16 protein-coding genes are annotated in these 14,777 nt (G+C 71.9%); all 16 read right to left on the reverse strand.

Annotation, left to right across the window (positions count from 1 at the left end):
• Positions 1–19: 19 nt before the first annotated feature.
• A complete protein-coding gene (gene lgt / locus ASF96_RS14085) occupies positions 20–1,024 on the reverse strand; it encodes a prolipoprotein diacylglyceryl transferase (protein ID WP_055940197.1) in 1,005 nt (334 codons plus the stop codon).
• A gap of 10 nt (positions 1,025–1,034) precedes the next feature.
• Positions 1,035–1,826: a tryptophan synthase subunit alpha gene (gene trpA, locus ASF96_RS14090; protein WP_055940199.1), complete on the reverse strand. Its 792-nt coding sequence runs from the start codon at positions 1,824–1,826 to the stop codon at positions 1,035–1,037.
• Complete coding sequence (gene trpB / locus ASF96_RS14095; protein WP_055837444.1) at positions 1,823–3,166, reverse strand: tryptophan synthase subunit beta; 1,344 nt, start codon at positions 3,164–3,166, stop codon at positions 1,823–1,825. The genes trpA and trpB overlap by 4 nt, the downstream gene beginning before the upstream one ends.
• The gene (gene trpC / locus ASF96_RS14100) at positions 3,163–3,939 is read right to left on the reverse strand and encodes an indole-3-glycerol phosphate synthase TrpC (protein WP_055940201.1); all 777 of its coding nucleotides are present in this window, start codon (positions 3,937–3,939) and stop codon (positions 3,163–3,165) included. The genes trpB and trpC overlap by 4 nt, the downstream gene beginning before the upstream one ends.
• A 2-nt stretch (positions 3,940–3,941) precedes the next feature.
• Complete coding sequence (locus ASF96_RS14105) at positions 3,942–4,172, reverse strand: DUF6704 family protein (protein WP_055837438.1); 231 nt, start codon at positions 4,170–4,172, stop codon at positions 3,942–3,944.
• A 129-nt stretch (positions 4,173–4,301) separates the two neighbouring features.
• Positions 4,302–4,889, reverse strand: a complete 588-nt coding sequence (locus ASF96_RS14110; RefSeq protein WP_055940203.1) for a Trp biosynthesis-associated membrane protein — start codon at positions 4,887–4,889, stop codon at positions 4,302–4,304.
• Entirely contained in the window at positions 4,889–5,227 is a 339-nt protein-coding gene (gene hisI, locus ASF96_RS14115; protein WP_055837432.1) for a phosphoribosyl-AMP cyclohydrolase, read from the reverse strand. Before hisI ends, ASF96_RS14110 begins: the two co-directional genes overlap by 1 nt.
• Positions 5,224–5,988, reverse strand: a complete 765-nt coding sequence (hisF, locus tag ASF96_RS14120; protein WP_055940204.1) for an imidazole glycerol phosphate synthase subunit HisF — start codon at positions 5,986–5,988, stop codon at positions 5,224–5,226. Before hisF ends, hisI begins: the two co-directional genes overlap by 4 nt.
• On the reverse strand, positions 5,988–6,830 hold the full coding sequence (hisG, locus tag ASF96_RS14125) for an ATP phosphoribosyltransferase (protein WP_055837425.1): 843 nt from the start codon (positions 6,828–6,830) through the stop codon (positions 5,988–5,990). Before hisG ends, hisF begins: the two co-directional genes overlap by 1 nt.
• Positions 6,831–6,876: 46 nt before the next feature.
• Complete coding sequence (locus tag ASF96_RS14130; protein WP_055940206.1) at positions 6,877–7,140, reverse strand: phosphoribosyl-ATP diphosphatase; 264 nt, start codon at positions 7,138–7,140, stop codon at positions 6,877–6,879.
• A 391-nt stretch (positions 7,141–7,531) separates the two neighbouring features.
• Entirely contained in the window at positions 7,532–8,203 is a 672-nt protein-coding gene (gene rpe / locus ASF96_RS14135) for a ribulose-phosphate 3-epimerase (protein ID WP_082509713.1), read from the reverse strand.
• A gap of 122 nt (positions 8,204–8,325) precedes the next feature.
• A complete protein-coding gene (locus tag ASF96_RS14140; protein ID WP_055940208.1) occupies positions 8,326–9,696 on the reverse strand; it encodes an RsmB/NOP family class I SAM-dependent RNA methyltransferase in 1,371 nt (456 codons plus the stop codon).
• Positions 9,693–10,610: a methionyl-tRNA formyltransferase gene (gene fmt, locus ASF96_RS14145; RefSeq protein WP_055940210.1), complete on the reverse strand. Its 918-nt coding sequence runs from the start codon at positions 10,608–10,610 to the stop codon at positions 9,693–9,695. Before fmt ends, ASF96_RS14140 begins: the two co-directional genes overlap by 4 nt.
• A gap of 61 nt (positions 10,611–10,671) precedes the next feature.
• The gene (locus ASF96_RS14150; protein ID WP_055940212.1) at positions 10,672–12,654 is read right to left on the reverse strand and encodes a hypothetical protein; all 1,983 of its coding nucleotides are present in this window, start codon (positions 12,652–12,654) and stop codon (positions 10,672–10,674) included.
• Positions 12,655–12,898: 244 nt separating this feature from the next.
• Complete coding sequence (gene metK / locus ASF96_RS14160) at positions 12,899–14,092, reverse strand: methionine adenosyltransferase (RefSeq protein WP_055940216.1); 1,194 nt, start codon at positions 14,090–14,092, stop codon at positions 12,899–12,901.
• Positions 14,093–14,213: 121 nt separating this feature from the next.
• Positions 14,214–14,468 carry a DNA-directed RNA polymerase subunit omega gene (gene rpoZ, locus ASF96_RS14165; RefSeq protein ID WP_055837405.1) on the reverse strand — a complete coding sequence of 85 codons (255 nt, stop codon included), beginning with the start codon at positions 14,466–14,468 and terminating at the stop codon, positions 14,214–14,216.
• Positions 14,469–14,777 lie beyond the last annotated feature (309 nt).

The following is a 14,777-nucleotide window of genomic DNA, read 5'->3' on the forward strand; positions in this document are numbered from 1 at the left end:
ACGACGTCGGCCCGGAGAATTAGTTCGTGGCGGGGCTGCTTGTGGCGCTGGTGCCGACGGTGTCGCTCGTCGCGGGCGGCTCGCTCACGTCGACGAAGTCAGAGGGGTCGCCTGAGTCTACAGCCCCGGGAGCCTTGCTCTCGCGACCGGGGACGTAGGGCGACGGCTCCAGACCGAGGTGACGACGCGACTGCACGGCGAAGATCACGATGCCCAGGACGACGCCGAAGATGGCCGCCCAGACGTTCGTGCGCAGGCCCAGGATGATCTCGCTGGGGTCGATTCGGATGGATTCCCAGACGATGCGGCCCGCGGAGTACCAGACGAGGTAGATCGCGAACTGCTTGCCCCACTGCAGGGTGAAGCGCTTTCCCGCCCACAGGATGACGGCGGCGCCGAGCAGGTTCCAGATGACTTCGTAGAGGAAGGTCGGCTGGAAAAGCGTGCCGGTTGGCAGTCCGACGGGGATGGCCGGGTTGCCCGAGGCGATTTCGAGGCCCCAGGGAAGGTCGGTGGGCTGACCGAAGAGCTCCTGGTTGAACCAGTTGCCGAAGCGTCCCATGGCCTGCGCGATGATGAGCCCGGGAGCAAGTGCGTCGGCGAAGGTCCAGAACCGGATGCCGGTCCACTTGCAGCCGAGGAACGCGCCGATGGCGCCACCGATCAGTGCGCCGTAGATGGCGATGCCACCCTCCCAGATGGCCCACACGGAGCCCGGCTCGGTGATGTTCCACGGGTTGGAGCCCGGGCCGAAGTAGAAGCCCGGGTGCGTGACGACGTGATAGATGCGCGCGACCACGATCGCGAGCGGGACCGCCAGCAGGCAGATGTCGATGACGACCCACTTCTCGGCGCCACGACGCGTCAGGCGCGCGTTCGTGAGGAAGATCGCGACGATGATTCCCGCGACGATGCACAGGGCATAGAAACGGATGGGAATTGGACCGATATTGAACGACGAGATGGTCGGGCTCGGGATGCTGGCGAGCACGCCGGAGGCGGCGCTCGAGAGGGCGAACGTCATGCTGACGAGTCTAAGCGCGCTGCACGGCACCCGCGGACAGCTCGCGAGCAAGGGTGGACAACCCTTCGACGCCGCCGTCGCGGAGCGCCTTGACCAGGGCCGTGCCCACGATCGCGCCATCGGCGTACTCGACCACGCCCGCCACCTGGGCGGCGTTGGAGATGCCGATGCCGACGCACGCGTGCGTGGCGCCGAACGCGCGGAGCCGCGCGACCAGGTCACGGGCCGCGGCGTCGAGCTGGGTGCGCTCGCCCGTGATCCCCATGGTCGAGACGGTGTAGACGAAGCCCGTGGAGGCCTCGACGATCATTCTCAGGCGGTCGTCGGACGACGTCGGGGCGGCGAGGAACACCCGGTCGAGGCCGGTGCGCTCGCTCGCGGCGATCCACTCGGCCGCGGCATCCGGGGTGATGTCGGGGGTGATGAGCCCCGCTCCCCCGGCGGCGACGAGGTCGTCGGCGTAGCGGTCGACGCCGTACTGCTCGACGAGGTTCCAGTACGTCATGACGAGCACCGGCACGTCGGTGCGGGCGGTGACCTCGCGGATGATCGTGAACAGGTCGCGCATGCGGAACCCGTTCGCCAGCGCCGTCTGGGTGGCCTCCTGGATGACGAGGCCGTCCATGACGGGGTCGCTGTAGGGCGGGCCGAGCTCGATGACGTCGGCGCCGGCTTCGGCCAGCGCCACAGCGGCCTCGATGCTCGTGGCGACGTCGGGGAAGCCCGCGGGCAGGTAGCCGACGAAGGCGCCCCGGCCCACGGCGTGGGCGGCCTCGATGGCCGCGGCGACACGAGAGGTCACAGCTCCACTCCCGCACCGCTCGCGGCATCCGGAGCCGGCGTCACCTCGACGGGCGAACCCGGGGCCGCGGCCACCGTCTCTGCGGCGTGCGTCTGCGCGCCACCCTCGGGGCCCTCGGTCGCGTGCTCGGCGTCGTACAGGTCGAAGTAGCGCGCGGCGGTGTCCATGTCTTTGTCGCCGCGCCCCGAGAGGTTGATCGCGATGATGGCGTCGGGGCCCAGCTCGCGCCCCACGCGCAGCGCCCCGGCGAGGGCGTGCGCCGACTCGATGGCGGGGATGATGCCCTCGGTGCGCGACAGCAGACGCAGGGCCTGCATGGCCTCGTCGTCGGTGGCGGGGATGTACTGCGCCCGACCGATGTCGGCGAGCCACGCGTGCTCGGGGCCGACGCCCGGGTAGTCGAGACCCGCCGAGATCGAGTGCGACTCGGTGGTCTGCCCGTCTTCGTCCTGCAGCACGTAGGTGCGCGCGCCGTGCAGCACGCCGGGGCGGCCCCGGCCGATGGATGCCGCGTGCTTGGGCGTGTCGACGCCGTCACCGGCGGCTTCGACGCCGTAGAGCGCGACGCCCTCGTCGTCGAGGAACGCGTCGAACATGCCGATCGCGTTGGAACCGCCGCCGACGCAGGCGAAGACGGCGTCGGGGAGGCGGCCGAGGCGCTCGAGGAACTCCGCTCGCGTCTCTTCACCGATGATTTTCTGGAAGTCGCGCACCATCGCGGGGAACGGGTGCGGGCCCGCGGCGGTGCCGAAGATGTAGTTGGTCGTCTCGACCGAGGCCACCCAGTCGCGGTACGCCTCGTTGATGGCGTCCTTCAGCGTGCGCGATCCGGTCGTGACGGGCACGACCTCGGCGCCGAGCAGTCGCATGCGTGCGACGTTCAAGGCCTGACGCTCGGTGTCGACCTCGCCCATGTACACGACGCACTCGAGGCCGAACAGGGCCGCGGCGGTCGCGGTGGCGACGCCGTGCTGGCCGGCGCCGGTCTCGGCGATCACGCGCGTCTTACCCAGGCGCTTGGTGAGCAGAGCCTGGCCGAGCACGTTGTTGATCTTGTGCGAGCCGGTGTGGTTGAGGTCTTCGCGCTTGAGGAAGATCCGCGCGCCGCCGGCGTGCTCGGCGAAGCGCGGCACCTCGGTGAGAACCGAGGGGCGGCCCGCGTAGTCGTGCAGCAGCGCGGTCAGCTCGGTGTGGAAGGCCGGGTCGGCCATCGCCGACTCGTAGACCGCGGTGAGCTCGTCGATCGCGGCGATGAGCGATTCGGGCATGTAGCGGCCGCCGAAGTCGCCGAAGAACGGCCCCTTCTGATCGCGCAGCTTCTGATCGCGCACGGTGGTCATGAGGTCTCCTGGAGGAACGCGCGGAGCGTGGCGACGGGGTCGCCGGTGACGAGGGCCTCGCCCACGAGCACGACGTCCGCACCCGCGGCGCGGTAGTGGGCCACATCGGCGGGGGTGAGCACGGCCGATTCGGCGATCTTGGTCGCGTCGGCCGGGAAGCGATCGGCGAGGGAGCCGAACAGGTCGCGGTCGAGCTCGAAGGTCGAGAGGTTGCGGGCGTTGACGCCGATGAGCCTGGCTCCGATGTCGGCGGCGCGCTCCAGCTCGTCGGCCGAGTGCGTCTCGACGAGGGCGGTCATCCCGAGCTCGTTCGTCAGCGTGTACAGCTCGCCCAGCGTCTTCTGGTCGAGCGCGGCGACGATCAGCAGCACCAGGTCGGCGCCCGATGCGCGGGCCTCGAGCACCTGGTACGGCGTGGCGATGAAGTCCTTGCGCAGGACCGGCACGTCGACCGCCGCGCGGACGGCTTCGAGGTCGGCGAGGCTTCCCTTGAACTTGCGGCCCTCGGTGAGCACGGAGATCGCCGAGGCGCCGCCCTGCTCGTACAGCCGGGCCTGGAGCGCGGGGTCGGGGATGTCGGCGAGATCGCCGCGCGAGGGGCTCGCGCGCTTGACCTCGGCGATGATCTTCACCCGGTCGGCGGGGGCGAGCAGCGCCAGCGCGTCACGCGCCGGCGACTGCGCGAGCGCGTCGCGCTCGACCGACGCCAGCGAGCGCGTGCTTTCGCGCTTCTGCGCGTCTTCGACTGCCCCGGCCGTGAGATCGGCCAGCACGGTCAGTGCGCCTTCGGGTTGGACTTCGCGCCGTTCGCGCCGTAGCCGGCCTTGGACATGGCCCAGCCCACGATGGCGCCGACGACGAGCAGACCCACCGAGGCCCACACGAGCACGGGCAAGTCGAGCCAGAAGAACAGCGTGCCGAACGCGAAGGCGGCGAGCATGATGATCACGGCCGTCCAGGCGGCGGGCGAGTGTCCGTGGCCGGGATCGCCGATGGGGTTGCTCATGGGGCTCCTTACAGTCGCGCGCGGGCGCGGGGGAAAGCGTGGACCAAGTCTATCGAAGCGCGAGGGTCTCCCCGGTCCCGACGTCTCGATTTCGCGAGGTCGGTCTCGACCCGGCCGCCGCGCGGCGGATCAGGCCGTGGGGTCGTCGCCGCGCGACAGATCGTCCCACGAGTCGATCGCGTCGTGGGGGCGGCCGCTGTCGGCGCCCGCCTCGGTGGCGGTGCGGTACTTGCGGCTCGCGCCCGACGTCCAGCCGCGCGCGGTGACGAGGGTGAAGACGGCGGCCGCGGCCAGCACGACCTGTGCGAGCAGCGTCACCGCGGGCCACGGGGTGAGCGACAGGTTCGACACGAGCGCGGCCACGGCATCCGTTCCCGAGATGCCGGTGGCGTCGGTGACCGTGGCGGCGGTCGCCGAGACGGGCGTGGCCACGAGCATCTGAACGGTGCCGAACCCGACGAGCGCGGCGATCGCGAGACCCAGGGCACCGAAGACATAGCGCAGGACGGGGCCGACGATCGAGAGAGCCGCTCCCAGCGCGAGGGCGGCGAGGCTCAGGGGAGTGAGCACCGGGAGCGCCTCGGCGCCGGGCACCGCGAGCGTCTGCTGAGCGCCGTCGTCGAGGGTGACATCGATCCACGTCTGCGTCGACGAGATGACGCCGATGGCTCCGGCCAGCAGCATCGCGAGCACCGACATCGATCGGGCGCGACGCATCACCGCTCCCCCACGACCGGCTGCAGGTCGTCGGCGTCGAAGCAGGTGTGGTCGCCCGTGTGGCACGCGGCGCCGATCTGGTCCACCTCGATGAGCAGGGTGTCGCCGTCGCAGTCGAGGCGCGCCCCCTTCACGAGCTGGATGTGGCCCGACGTGTCGCCCTTGCGCCAGTACTCCTGACGCGAGCGCGACCAGAAGGTCACCCGGCCCGTGGTCAGCGTGCGGCTCAGGGCCTCGGCATCCATCCACCCGACCATCAGCACCTCGCGCGAGTCGAACTGCTGGATGACAGCGGCGACGAGACCGTCGGCGTCGTACTTCACGCGGTCGACGCTCACCGGCGCACCTCGATCCCCTCGGACGCCATCGCGTCTTTGACCTGACCCACGGTCAGCTGACCGGAGTGGAAGACGGATGCCGCGAGCACGGCGTCTGCACCGGCCTGCACCGCCGGGGCGAAGTGCTCCAGTGCTCCCGCGCCGCCCGAGGCGATGACGGGCACGGCGGCCACCTGACGCATCAGGCGGACGAGTTCGAGGTCGAAGCCCTGTTTCGTGCCGTCGGCGTCGATCGAGTTGACCAACAGCTCGCCGGCCCCGCGTTCGACGGCCTCGCGTGCCCACTCCAGGGCGTCGAGGGTCGTCTCGGTGCGCCCACCGTGGGTGGTCACGACGAAACCCGAGGGGGTGGATGCCGCCCGCTTGACGTCGAGCGAGAGCACGATCACCTGAGCGCCGAAGCGGTCGGCGATCTCGTCGATGAGGGCGGGGCGCGCGATCGCGGCGGAGTTCACGCCGATCTTGTCGGCGCCGACCGACAGCAGCCGGGCGACATCGTCGGCAGAGCGCACTCCCCCGCCGACGGTGAGGGGGATGAACACCTGCTCGGCGGTGCGGCGGACGACGTCGTAGGTCGTCGAGCGCTCGTCGACCGTGGCGGTCACGTCGAGGAACGTGACCTCGTCGGCGCCCTGGTCGAAGTAGAGCTTCGCGAGTTCGACGGGGTCGCCCATGTCGCGCAGGTCGAGGAAGTTGACGCCCTTCACGACGCGGCCGCCCGCGACGTCGAGGCACGGGATGACGCGACGCGCGAGGGTCATCAGAGCCTCGCGGCGAGGATCTCGGTGACGAGGATCGCGCGGGCGCCGATCGCGTACAGCGCGTCCATGACCTGGTTCACGTCGCGGCGCGGGCTCATCACCCGCACGGCCACCCACTCGGGGTCGCGCAACGGCGAGATCGTCGGCGACTCCAGGCCCGGGGCCACGGCGACGGCCTGCTCGACGAGCGCCGCCGGCAGGTCGTAGTCGATCAGCACGTACTTGCGGGCCGCGAGCACGCCGCGCAGGCGCCGCAGCAGCGTCTCGGTGCCGGGGGCCTCTTCGGGGCCGGCGATCAGCACGGCGTCGGACTGCAGCAGTACGGGCCCGAAGATCTCGAGCCCCGCCTGACGGAGCGTCGTGCCGGTGGAGACGACGTCGGCCACGGCATCCGCCACTCCGAGCTGCACGGCGGACTCGACTGCGCCGTCGAGCGGCACGATGTCGACGGCGATGCCGCGCTCGTCGAGGAACGCATCGACGAGGCCCGGGTAGGCGGTCGCCACGCGCAGGCCCTCGAGGTCGGCGATCTCGGTGAAACGTCCGGGGCGGCCGGCGAAGCGGAACGTGGAACCGGCGAAGCCGAGCGACTCGACCTCGCGGGCGCCGGGCATGCGCGCATCGAGCAGCAGGTCGCGGCCGGTGATGCCGACGTCGAGCGCGCCGGAGCCGACGTAGGTCGCGATGTCACGGGGGCGGAGGTAGAAGAACTCGACCTCGTTGACGGGGTCGACGGTGTAGAGGTCTTTGGAATCGCGTCGTCCGGTGTACCCGGCCTCCGAGAGCATCTCGGCGGCGGTTTCGGCGAGCGACCCCTTGTTCGGCACGGCGATTCGCAGCATGACGGGGGCTTTCGTGTGGGGTGAGCTGTGGGAGGAGGAGCGGGGCTCAGAGATGTCGGTAGACGTCCTCGAGCGACAATCCCTTGGCCAGCATGAGCGTCTGCAGGTGGTAGAGGAGCTGCGAGATCTCTTCGGCGGCGGCGTCGTCGGACTCGTACTCGGCGGCCATCCATACCTCGGCGGCCTCTTCGACGATCTTCTTGCCGATGGCGTGCACGCCCGCGTCGAGCTGAGCGACGGTGCCGGACCCCTCGGGTCGCTCGACGGCCTTGGCGCTGAGTTCCGCGAACAGGTCGTCGAAGGTCTTCACGGTTCCAGGGTATCGGGTCGGCGGGGGTGGGGATGCCCGCAGGGGTGCGGTCGGCGGTCGGGGGCGGCGCGGTCGGGTGGGTGGCGCGCGGCGGCGGCAGGTGCGGTGGGGTGGGCGGCGGGCGGCGGCGGTCCCGGCTGCGGGTGCGGCGGGGTGGGTGGCGCCCGCGGCGGGCGGGGCGACGCGCCGCGGAAAGGCCGTCAGCGCTCACGCGGCCCCGATGACGGCATCCGGGTGCCCCCGTCACCTCGCATAAACGCTGATCCTGCGCGCAAACGGTACGGCAGCGCGTTTATGCGCAGGAAGAGCGTTTATGCGTGAGGGCGACACGCGATGGGCCGAGACGCGGCGCCGGGCGGTGGCGCTGTGCCGGGCGTGGCGCGGGCGCGGCTCAGTGGTGGTGGCGGGCGGCGGAGGCGCGGAGGGACTGGATGGCGCGGTCGGGGTCGTCGGCGCCGAAGACGGCGGATCCGGCGACGAAGGTGTCGGCCCCGGCCTCGGCGGCCTGGGCGATCGTCGATTCGCCGATGCCGCCGTCGACCTGCAGCCAGACGGCCGAGCCGCGGCGCTTCGCCTCGTCGGCGAGCGAGCGGAGCTTGGGCATCGTCTCGGGCATGAACGACTGGCCCCCGAAACCCGGTTCGACGGTCATCACGAGGATCTGGTCGAACTCGTTCAGCACGTCGAACAGGTTCTCGACGGGGGTGCCGGGCTTCACCGCCACTCCGGCGCGCGCGCCCATCGCGCGCAACTGCCGGGCCAGGGCCACGGGTGACGCCGCGGCCTCGAGGTGGAAGGTGACCGACGCCGCACCCAGCTCGGCGTAGGCGGGAGCCCAGCGGTCGGGGTCGTCGATCATGAGGTGCACGTCGAGGGGCACCGGGCTCGTCTGCTGGATGCGGCCCACCATCTGCGGCCCGAACGTGAGGTTCGGCACGAAGTGGTTGTCCATCACGTCGACGTGCACGAAGTCGGCGCCCGCGATGCGTGCGAGCTCGGCCTCCATGTTCACGAAGTCGGCGGCGAGGATGCTCGGGTTGATGCGCGGGGCGTCGGTAGGCACTCGACCATTATGGGCGCGCCGGTCGGCGGCCCCCGGTGCAGGGATGCGTGAGGTGCCACGATTTGTCGCCGCAGGCGGCGTGGGAGCGACAAATCGTGGCGACTCACGCGGTGGTGAGCGTGTCAGCGCTTGCGCAGGAGGGCGATCGACATGGCATCCGTGCCGTGGCGGTGGGGCCACAGCTGCGCGCGGAGCGAACCGTCGGCCTGGTCGGGCAGATCGATCGGCTCACCGACGATGTCGCGCACGACGGCGCGGGCATCGAGCTCCTCCACCGCATCGCCCAGGGCGCGCTTGACCTCGGCCACGACGCCCGCGGTCTCGGCCAGGTGCGGCGAGCACGTGACGTAGGCGACGACTCCCCCGGGCTTCAGCGCCTCGAAAGCCGCGAGCACGAGGTCCTGCTGCAGAGCGGTGAGGTCGGGAACGTCGCTCGGAGTCTTGCGCCACCGCGCCTCGGGACGGCGTCGCAACGCCCCGATCCCCGTGCACGGGGCATCGACGAGGATGCGGTCGTACTCCCCCGGCGTGCGGGTCGCGCGTTCGCGGCCGTCTTCTTCGCTCACCTCGATGTCGAGGGGGACGGATGCCACGGCCTGGCGCACGAGCCCCGCGCGCGCCGGGGCGATCTCGTTGGCGTCGAGGTGCGCACCGTGGGCGAGGGCCTCGGCACCGAGCAGGGCGGTCTTGCCGCCGGGACCCGCACACAGGTCGAGCCAGCGCTCTCCCTCGCGCACGGGGAACGCGCGGCTCAGGGCGAGGGCCGCGAGCTGGGATCCCTCGTCTTGCACACGGATGCGGCCACCGGAAGAACGGATGAGCGCCTCGGGGTCTCCGCCGCGCGTGAGGAACGCCGTGGGGGCGTACGGCGTGTGGGTGGCGTCGTCGGGAACCTCGGCGAGGCCGGGGAGGGCGACCATCGCGACCCGCGGGGCGACGTTGTCGGCCGCGAGCAGTGCGTCGAGCTCGTCGGCCCGGCCCTCGGCGGTCAGGGCGCGGCGGAGCGCCCGCACGATCCACACCGGGTGTGAGGTCGTCAGCCCGAGGCGCTCGTCGTCGCTGCGGGCTTCGGCGGCGATGCGGTCCATCCACTGGCCGGGGGTGTCGCGCGAGACTCGGCGCAGCACCGCGTTCGCGAAGCCCGCGGCGCCCTTGCCACCGCCGTGGCGACGCGCCAGCTCGACGGACTCGTTGACCGCGGCGTGCGAGGCCACGCGGGTCGACAGCAACTGGTGCACGCCGAGCCGCAGGGCGTCGAGCACCGCCGGGTCGATTCGGTCGATCGTCCGGTCGGCGGCGGCGGCGATGATCGCGTCGTACGTGCCACGACGGCGCAGGGTGCCGTACGTGAGCTCGGTGGCCAGACCGGCGTCTTTCGCGTCGAGTTTCGCCCGCACGATCGCGTGCGGGAGCAGCAGGTTGGCGTAGGCCTCGTCACCCGAGACCGCACGCAGGACGTCGTACGCGACCGAACGCGCTCCCTGCACGATCATGCGCCCAGCACCGGATCGCTCGTGCGCAGACCACGGAACCAGTCCCCCGCGTCCATGGCGCCCTTACCGGCGGGCTGCACGCTCTCGAGGCGCAGGGGCGTCGTGCCGGTGCCGACGATGACGTCTCTTCCGGATGCCGCGACCCTCCCGGGCGGCAGCGGCGGCGCGTCGGCGGGGGTCGCCCGCAGCACCTTGAACCGGGCGCCGTCGAGCGTGGTGTGGGCGCCGGGCTCGGGCGTGACCCCGGCGATCTGGTGCAGGAGGGCCTCGGCGTCGCGGGTGAGATCGAGCGCACCGTCGGCGAGCACGAGCTTGGGCGCGACGGTCGCTTCGCCCGCCTGCGGGGTGGCGACGGCCGTTCCGGCGGCGATGTCGTCGACCACGCGGGCCAGCAGGGGCGAGCCGAGCTCCGCGAGGGCGTCGAGCACGTCGGACGACGTCGCACCGGAGGGAACGGCGTAGCGCTCCTCGGCGAACACGTCGCCCGCGTCGAGAGCGGCGACCAGCTGGAAGACGCTGGCCCCGGTCACCGCGTCGCCCGCGATGAGCGCCCGCTGCACGGGGGCGGCGCCGCGCCAGCGCGGCAGCAGGGAGAAGTGCAGGTTGATCCACCCGTGCGAGGGCGTCGACAGCAGCGGTTCGCGCACAAGCCCGCCGTAGGCGACGATCACGCCGAGCTGCGGCTCGAGCGCCGCGATGCGGGCGGTGACGTCGGCGTCGAGGCGGTCGGCCTTGATCACCGGCAGGCCCAGCTCGTCGGCGGCCTGCGCCACCGGCGAGGGCGTGAGCACGCGCTTGCGGCCCCATGGTGCATCACTGCGCGTGACGACGGCGGCGATTTCGTGCGGACCGGATGCCAGGGCACGGAGCGAGGGGACGGCGACGGCGGGGGTGCCGGCGAAGACGAGGCGCATGGTTCTCCTCAGACGGTTCGAAGCGGGCTGTGCGGAGCGGGTGGTCGGGATCGCCGCACGCTCACAGGTCGGGCTCGGGGATGTCGAGACGAACTCTGAGCGTACTGCGCGGCTGGGGACCGCGATTCTTCCGCGACTTGCGCGCGCGCAGAGCGTCGGCGATCACTCCGGCCCGCAGGGCCTCGGCCACCGCGCGTCCCTGTGCGTAGTCGAAGCGCACCAGCGCCCGGGAGGTGGCGACGTCGGGGGTCTCGGAGGTGTCGACCGGGCCCAGGACGGCCAGCGGGTCGAGCTCGGGCACCGTCTCGCGCAGTGACGCCAGCAGCGCGTCGACGCTGCGAGTGTGCCCGTCGACGCTGGCCACCCGCACGGCGGGCGGCATGCGCAGCGGTGCACGCTCGATGAGCTCGCCGCGCGCGTAGGCCGGCTGAGTCCAGGTCGCCAGCGCCCGGGCGACGGGACCGGCGACCCCGACCAGATGCACCGGAGCGCCGGGGGCGGCGAGGGCGGCGGCGTTCGACCACCAGCGCAGGCAGCTCTCGGCGATGCGCAGGGCCTCGCTCTGCAGCATGCGGTCACCGTCGAGCAGGATGACGGCACGGTAGCCCTTACGTGCCAGGGGCTCGGCCCCGCGAGTGGCGATGATCAGGGCGGGCTGGTCGTCGACCTCGGCCACCGGATGCGCACCGTCGGCGACGATCACCCGCGTGTTCGGGAACGCACGACCGAGCTCGTCGGCGGTGCGCTCGCTGCCCGACGACGCCATGCGCAGCTTGGCCGACCCGCAGTGCCCGCACGTCCAGGCGTGGGCACTGCGCCCGCACCAGGAGCACACCGGGGTCGCCCCCGGCCGCGCGGCACGCAAGGGCCCCGCGCAGTGCGCGCAGCGGGCCGGGCGACGGCAGTCGGCGCAGACGAGCGACGGCGCGTACCCGGGACGTGCGACCTGCACGAGCACGGGACCGCTCTTCAGCGCCTCACGGGCCGCCGCGAACGCCGACGACGGGACGCGCGACATGCGCTGCTCGCCCTCGCGGGTGGCGCTGAGCACGATGCGCGGGCTGGGGCGACGGGTCTGCACGATCTCACGGACGTACCCCACCTCGACCAGGCGCTGCACGTCGGTCGTCCGGGTGTGCCCGGCGAACATCAGGGCGGAGCCCTCGAGCTCCTGCCGCACCAGGGCGGCGTCGCGCGCGTGCACCCCCGGGGCCAGGGGCTCGGCGAGCAGGGAGTCACCGTCGTCCCAGATGGCCACGAGACCCGTATCGTGCGCCGGGGCGTACACACCCGATCGACGACCCACCACGATGCACGGCACCGGGGCGAGGGCACGCAGATACTGCGCGTAGCGGGCGGGGCCGGACTGATCGGAATCGTCGCGCACGATGGCATCCGGGGTCACCAGCTCGGCCAGAGCCGCCAGCAGCTGCGCCTGATCGCGGTAGTCGGGAACGACGAGCACGGCGCTGCGTCCCCGGGCCAACGTGTGCACGGCGGCGGCGGCCAGAAGATCGGCCCACGCGCCGCGCGGCAGGTCGGCACTCGGATGCGGAGGGGCATCGACGGCGATGCGCTCGCCGCCGTCGATCGCCGCGGCGAGGTCGGCGTAGGGGGCGAGCAGCTCGTGGGCGCGCTCGAGGGCGGCGGGAACGACCTCGGGCGGTTCGGGGGCGGGGGCGGCCGCCCAGGCCTTCTCGGCACGCACCATGCGCTTGGGGACGGCCAGGCGCAGCACGTCGCTCACCGATCCCGCCGCGCGGTCGGCGACCCGCCGCGCGAGCGTGTAGAGCCGCTCGGGCAGCACCGGCATCGGCGAGACGACTGTCTCGATCGACGACAGGGGACGCTCGCTGCCGTCATCGGCCACGACCTCGACGACGAAGGCGTCCATCATGCGGCCGGCCGAGCGCAACGGCACCTTCACCCGCACACCCGGTGCGACGTCGCCGACAAGCGGGTGCGGCACGGCGTAGTCGAACAGGCGATCGAGCTGCGGTACGGGCGACTCGAGCTGCACGCGCGCCACGCGGCGCTCGCTCACGAGCTACTCCCGCGGGCGCGATCATGCGCGCTGCCGAGGCCCGCGGTGCCCAGGCCCGCGGTGCAGAGGTCCGCGGCGCCGACGCGCGTGCTGCCGAGACCTGCAGCGCTGACGCCCGGAACGCCGACCATGCTGGCGCCCGCCTCGCCGGCTCGCGCGCCGCCAAGACCCGCGACACCGATGCCCACAACTCCGAGACGCGCAACGCCGACGGAGCCGCGTGGCCCGCGGCCGTGCTGCACGCTCAGATCCCGGAGGCGGCGCGCAGCTCGTCGACGCGGTCGGTGCGCTCCCAGGTGAAGTCGGGCAGTTCGCGGCCGAAGTGGCCGTAGGTCGCGGTCTGCGCGTAGATCGGGCGCAGCAGATCGAGCTGGTCGACGATGGCCTTGGGCCGCAGGTCGAACACCTCGCGGATCGCGCGCACGATCACGTCGTCGGCCACGTGCGCCGTTCCGAACGACTCCACGTACAACCCGACGGGGTTGGCCTTGCCGATGGCGTAGGCCACCTGCACCTCGAGGCGGTCGGCGAGGCCCGCGGCGACGGCGTTCTTCGCCACCCACCGCATGGCGTAGGCGGCCGAGCGATCGACCTTCGACGGGTCTTTTCCGCTGAAAGCGCCGCCGCCGTGACGGGAGGCCCCGCCGTAGGTGTCGATGATGATCTTGCGACCGGTGAGACCGGCGTCGCCCTTGGGGCCGCCGATGACGAACGGGCCGGCCGGGTTGATGTAGTACTTGACGTCGGGCAGCTCGAGACCCGTCTCGGCCAGCACGGGGTCGATGACAGCGGCCTGTACCTCGGCGCGCAGGTCTTCTTGCGAGATGTCGGGGTGGTGCTGCGTCGAGAGCACGACGGAGTCGACGGTGCGTGGAACGAGGCCCTCGTAGCCGAGGGTGACCTGCGTCTTGCCGTCGGGGCGCAGGAAGGGGAGCGTGCCGTCTTTGCGGACGGATGCCAGGCGCTCGGCGATGCGATGGGCGGTCCAGATCGCCATCGGCATGAGCTGCGGGGTCTCGTTCGTGGCGAAGCCGAACATGATGCCCTGGTCGCCCGCGCCCTGCAGGTCGCGGGGATCGACCGAGCCTCGCTCGCGCTGCTCGAACGCCTTGTTGACGCCCGCGGCGATGTCGGACGACTGTGCGCCGATCGAGATCGAGACGCCGCACGATTCGCCGTCGAAGCCGGTGTCGCTGGAGGTGTAGCCGATGCGGTTGACCACGTCGCGCACGATCGCCGGGATCTCGACGTAGGCGCTGGTCGACACCTCGCCGGCGACGTGTACGAGACCGGTCGTGACGAGGGTCTCGACGGCGACGCGACCGGTGGGGTCGTCGGTGAGGATGGCGTCGAGGATGCTGTCGGAGATCTGGTCGCAGATCTTGTCGGGGTGTCCTTCGGTGACGGACTCGGACGTGAACAGGCGCAGGTCGGTCAAGGCGACTCCGGGAGGGTAGCGAGGTGGGGACGGGCACAAGTATGCCCCGGGCGGCGCACGGCCGTCCGGGGCATCGTCACATCTGTGAACAGTTCACGTGTGAGCGGGTCTCGCCGGGAGATTACTCCGCAGCGCGCAGACGCAGCTTGTCTTCGTGGATCTCGTGCAGCGCGATCGTCAGCGGCTTGTCTTCGACGGTCGAGTCGACGAGCGGCCCGACGTTGTCGAAGAGGTTGCCCTCGTGCAGGTCGGAGTAGTAGTCGTTGATCTGACGCGCACGCTTGGACGCGTAGATGACCAGCTGGTACTTCGAGTCGACCTTGTCGAGCAGTGCGTCGATGGGCGGGTCGATGATGCCCTTGTCACGTCCGGCCATGGGGAACCTCCTGGTTCGGCGGGATGGGGTGGATGCGGCGCCGGAAGCGCCGAAGCATCCTCGTATTCTAGCCGACGCGGGCTCGGACTGTGCCGAGGGCCCGCCGCGGCGTGTGCCGCGGCGCCCGGCGGGGCAGCCACGGCAGTGTCGGCCACGCCGAAGGCGCGACATCGGGGCGTGTTCGGTGCACCGGGGCGCGCCGTGTCCGCCCCGTTGCACCATTCGCGCCCCAAATCGGCCCGCGCCCCGAGCCGGCCCGCGCCCCGAGCCGGCCCGCGCCCCGAGCCAGCCCGCGCGCCGAGCCAACCC

This window comes from Microbacterium sp. Leaf179, assembly GCF_001423785.1.
Classification (GTDB): domain Bacteria; phylum Actinomycetota; class Actinomycetes; order Actinomycetales; family Microbacteriaceae; genus Microbacterium.

What these genes read in the sequence shown, in the direction of transcription:
- lgt (WP_055940197.1), bottom strand. Translation starts at nt 1,024, where the DNA reads ATGACGTTCGCCCTCTCGAGCGCCGCCTCCGGCGTGCTCGCCAGCATC.
- trpB (WP_055837444.1), bottom strand. Translation starts at nt 3,166, where the DNA reads ATGACCACCGTGCGCGATCAGAAGCTGCGCGATCAGAAGGGGCCGTTC.
- ASF96_RS14105 (WP_055837438.1), bottom strand. Translation starts at nt 4,172, where the DNA reads ATGAGCAACCCCATCGGCGATCCCGGCCACGGACACTCGCCCGCCGCC.
- ASF96_RS14110 (WP_055940203.1), bottom strand. Translation starts at nt 4,889, where the DNA reads ATGCGTCGCGCCCGATCGATGTCGGTGCTCGCGATGCTGCTGGCCGGA.
- hisF (WP_055940204.1), bottom strand. Translation starts at nt 5,988, where the DNA reads ATGACCCTCGCGCGTCGCGTCATCCCGTGCCTCGACGTCGCGGGCGGC.
- hisG (WP_055837425.1), bottom strand. Translation starts at nt 6,830, where the DNA reads ATGCTGCGAATCGCCGTGCCGAACAAGGGGTCGCTCGCCGAAACCGCC.
- ASF96_RS14140 (WP_055940208.1), bottom strand. Translation starts at nt 9,696, where the DNA reads ATGATCGTGCAGGGAGCGCGTTCGGTCGCGTACGACGTCCTGCGTGCG.
- fmt (WP_055940210.1), bottom strand. Translation starts at nt 10,610, where the DNA reads ATGCGCCTCGTCTTCGCCGGCACCCCCGCCGTCGCCGTCCCCTCGCTC.
- rpoZ (WP_055837405.1), bottom strand. Translation starts at nt 14,468, where the DNA reads ATGGCCGGACGTGACAAGGGCATCATCGACCCGCCCATCGACGCACTG.